This is a genomic window from Microbacterium sp. (assembly GCF_031178525.1).
Taxonomy (GTDB): Bacteria; Actinomycetota; Actinomycetes; order Actinomycetales; family Microbacteriaceae; genus Microbacterium.
Window position 1 is genome coordinate 1 of the sequence record NZ_JAPSJA010000209.1, and the last position, 4,013, is coordinate 4,013.

The window sequence follows — 4,013 nt, forward strand, 5'->3', positions numbered from 1 at the left end:
GCGTGGCGTCGGCGTCGTGGCCGCGGCCGCCTACAACTCGGGCCTGCTGAGCGCGGCGAGGGTGCCGGACGACGCGCACTACGACTACGGCCCCGCACCGCGCGAGACCATCGAGCGCGCGCGTCGCGTCGCGCGCGTGTGCGAGGCGCACGGCGTGACCCTGCCGGAGGCGGCCGTGCAGTACCCCCTTCGGCACCCGGCCGTCGTGTCGGTCGTGCTCGGCAGCCGGACTCCCGGCCACGTGGCGAGCACGATCGAGCGCTATCGCGCGCACGTGCCGGAGGCCCTGTGGGCGGAACTCGACGCGGAAGGGCTGGTTCCGCGACCTGAACGAGAAGATCCCCAGCACGTCGGAAGGACACCATGAAGCTCGCACGCCTCGGAGCCGCCGGACACGAGATCCCCATCGTCGACATCGACGGCGCCGTCTTCGATCTACGCTCGCTCACCGCGGACATCGACGGCACGTTCCTCGCGGAGGGAGGCGTCGAACGCGTGCGAACCGCGATCGAGCAGGGCGCTCTGCCGGAGATCCCGGCCGCGGAGGCGTCCGGTCTGCGCGTCGGCAGTCCGATCGCGCGCCCCGGCGCCGTGATCTGCATCGGCATGAACTACGCCGCGCACGCGGCCGAGTCCGGATCCGCTCCGCCCCGCGAGCCGATCATGTTCCTGAAGACGCCGAACACCGTGGCGGGGCCGTTCGACCCCGTCACACTCCCCCACCGCAGCACGAAGACCGACTGGGAGGTGGAGCTCGGCGTCGTGATCGGCCGGCGCGCGTACGAACTCGACTCGACCGCGGACAGCATGCGTCACGTCGCGGGCTTCGTCGCGGCGAACGACCTCTCGGAGCGCGAGTTCCAGCTCGAGCTCTCCGGCGGCCAGTGGTCGAAGGGGAAGTGCGTCCCCGGCTTCAATCCGACCGGCCCGTGGCTGGTGACGCCGGATGAGGTGGATCACGGGGACCTGCGACTGCGCAGCTGGGTCAACGGCGAGCCGCGTCAGGACTCGAGCACGGCGGACCTCATCTTCGGCGTCGAGCACGTCGTCTGGTACCTCAGCCAGTTCCTCGCTCTCGAGCCCGGCGACCTGATCATGACCGGCACGCCGGAAGGGGTCGCCCTCTCGGGTCGCTTCCCCTACCTGCGTCACGGCGACGTCTGCGAGATCGAGATCGAGGGTCTCGGCAGGCAGCGCCAGGAGTTCCTCCAGGGATGACGTCCCGTCGGGCGAGGCGAGTGCAGGGAGAAGGAGCGATGGAAGAATACGACGGGCTGACGGCGATCGTCACGGGCGGTGCGTCCGGCATCGGTGCGGCCACCGCCGACCGGCTGCACCAGGGCGGCGCACGCGTCGCGGTTCTCGATCTCGATCCGTCGGGAGCGGCACGCGCCCACTTCGGGGTGCGCGCGGACGTCTCCGACGACGAGTCGGTGCGCGCGGCGGTCGCCGCCGTGGCCGAGCACTTCGGTCGCCTCGACATCGTGGTGAACAACGCGGGCATCGGCGCCACGGGAACCATCGCCGACAACTCCGACGACGAATGGCACCGCGTTTTCGACGTGAACGTGATCGGGATCGCGCGCGTCACGCGCGCCGCGCTCCCGCACCTCCGGTCCTCTCCGGCAGCGGCCGTGGTGAACACATCCTCCATCGCGGCCACCGCCGGGCTTCCGGCGCGAGCGCTGTACACGGCGACGAAGGGCGCGGTGCTGTCTCTCACGCGGGCGATGGCGGCGGACCATCTGGCCGAAGGCATCCGCGTGAACTGCGTGAGCCCGGGTACCGCGGACACCCCGTGGGTGGCACGGCTGGTGGATGCCGCCCCCGATCCCGTTGCGGAGCGGGCGGCGCTGCACGCCCGTCAGCCCCACGGTCGGCTCGTCACTGCGCAGGAGGTGGCGGAGGCCGTCGCTTATCTCGCCAGCCCGCGGGCCGGCTCCACGACCGGCGTCTCGATCGCCGTCGACGGCGGCATGCAGAACCTGCGGCTGCGCACGGGTGCCGGCAATGCATGACGACATCCCGCTCACCGTCGGTCGGGCGGTCCGCGTGCTGCGCGAGCGGATCCAGCCCGCCGTCCACACGCGGCGCGTGCCGCTTCAGGTCGAGTTCCACGAGCTGCCCGGGGAGCCCACCGCGCCGACCGAGGGCCTCGCGCTGGACTTCGAGCCCTTCGAGGTCGGCTCGGCGTGGGGGGCCGCGTGGGGTACGACCTGGTTCCGCGTGCGAGGCACGGTGCCCGCCGAGTGGTCGGGGCGCCGGGTCGAGGCGCTCGTCGACCTCGGGTTCGACGTCGATATGACGGGCTTTCAGTGCGAAGGCCTCGTGTACCTGCCGGACGGTTCGCCGGTGAAGTCGCTCAACCCGCGCAATCAATGGGTCAGGATCGCGGACGCGGCGGCAGGCGGCGAGGAGATCGAGTTCTTCATCGAGGCTGCATCGAACCCGGTGGTGCTGGATGTCGCCGCGTTCGCGGGTGGCCAGCCCTTCCTGCCGACGCAGCAGGGGAACATCCGCACGTCCTCGCCGCGCAAGCTCTACGCCACGCGGTGCTTCGACCTCGCGGTGTTCGAGGGTGCGGTGTTCGAGCTGGCCCTCGACATCGAGGTGCTGCTCGAGCTGCAGGCGGAGCTGCCTGCATCGGGGCCGCGCCGCATGCGCATCCTGCAGGCGCTCGACGACGCGCTCGACGTGCTCGACCTGCAGGACATCCCCGGCACGGCGACCGCGTCGCGCGCGGCCCTTGCTCCCGCGCTCGCGTCGCCGGCCGAGGCCTCGGCGCACGAGATCTCGGCCGTCGGCCACGCGCACATCGATTCGGCCTGGCTGTGGCCCGTGCGCGAGACGATCCGCAAGGTGGCACGCACGACGTCGTCCATGACCGACCTGCTGGGCGAAACCGACGAGTTCGTGTACGGCATGTCGAGCGCGCAGCAGTACGCCTGGATCAAGCAGCACCGCCCCGAGGTGTACGAGAAGGTGCGCGAAGCGGTCGCACAGGGACGCTTCCTGCCGCTGGGCGGGATGTGGGTGGAGTCCGACACCGTCATGCCGACGGGCGAGGCGATCGTGCGGCAGTTCCTGTACGGCCAGCGGTTCTTCCAGGAGGAGTTCGGCATCCGCTCGAAGGGCGTGTGGCTGCCCGACTCGTTCGGCTACTCTCCGGCGCTCCCCCAGCTGATCCGGCGCGCGGGATTCGAGTGGTTCTTCACGCAGAAGATCTCGTGGAACCAGGTGAACAGGTTCCCGCACCACACGTTCGCGTGGGAGGGCATCGACGGGTCCCGCATCTTCAGCCACTTCCCCTCGATGGACACCTACAACTCCCGGCTCTCTGGCGCGGAGATCGCGCGCGCGACGCGCCAGTTCCGCGAAGCGCGCCTCGCGAACGGCTCCATCGCCCCGGTCGGGTGGGGAGACGGCGGCGGGGGCACGACCCGCGAGATGACCGGCATCGCCAAGCGCCTGGCGGACCTGGAGGGCTCCGCGAAGGTGCGCTGGGAGCATCCTGACGCGTTCTTCGAGCGCGCGAAGCAGCAACTGCCGCAGCCACCGGTGTGGGTCGGCGAGCTGTACCTGGAGCTGCACCGAGCGACGCTCACCAGCCAGCACAAGACGAAGCAGGGCAATCGCCGCAGCGAGCACCTGCTGATCGAGGCGGAGCTCTGGGCCGCGTCCGCCACGTTCTGGACGGGCGCCGACTATCCCTACGACGAGCTCGACGCGCTGTGGCGGCAGGTTCTCCTCCAGCAGTTCCACGACATCCTGCCCGGCACCTCGATCGCCTGGGTGCATCGCGAGGCCGTGGAGCAGTATGCGCGCGTGATGACCGCAGCGGAGAAGCTGATCCGGAGGTCGATCGCGACGCTGAGCGGTGGCGGAAAGGACGTGGTCTTCAATCCGGCTCCGATCCCTCAGGCGGGTGTGCCGGCGCTGGGCGCCGGGCGACCGGCGCCGGCGGGTCCAGCCGTGCGAGCAACGCCCGCGCACGGCGGATACGTGCTGGAGAA

4 protein-coding genes are annotated in these 4,013 nt (G+C 70.8%); all 4 read left to right on the forward strand.

Translation table 11 applies throughout. The features are described 5' to 3' along the window. Nucleotides 1-367, forward strand: a 367-nt coding sequence (locus RIF89_RS11665) for an aldo/keto reductase (protein ID WP_309069277.1), incomplete at its 5' end; no start/stop codon positions are given. Then, nucleotides 364-1,218, forward strand: a complete 855-nt coding sequence (locus tag RIF89_RS11670) for a fumarylacetoacetate hydrolase family protein (RefSeq protein WP_309069278.1) — start codon at nucleotides 364-366, stop codon at nucleotides 1,216-1,218. The genes RIF89_RS11665 and RIF89_RS11670, both read left to right, overlap by 4 nt. A gap of 38 nt (nucleotides 1,219-1,256) precedes the next feature. Then, a complete protein-coding gene (locus RIF89_RS11675) occupies nucleotides 1,257-2,018 on the forward strand; it encodes an SDR family oxidoreductase (protein WP_309069279.1) in 762 nt (253 codons plus the stop codon). Continuing rightward, on the forward strand, nucleotides 2,011-4,013 hold a 2,003-nt coding region (locus tag RIF89_RS11680), incomplete at its 3' end, for an alpha-mannosidase (protein ID WP_309069280.1). The genes RIF89_RS11675 and RIF89_RS11680, both read left to right, overlap by 8 nt.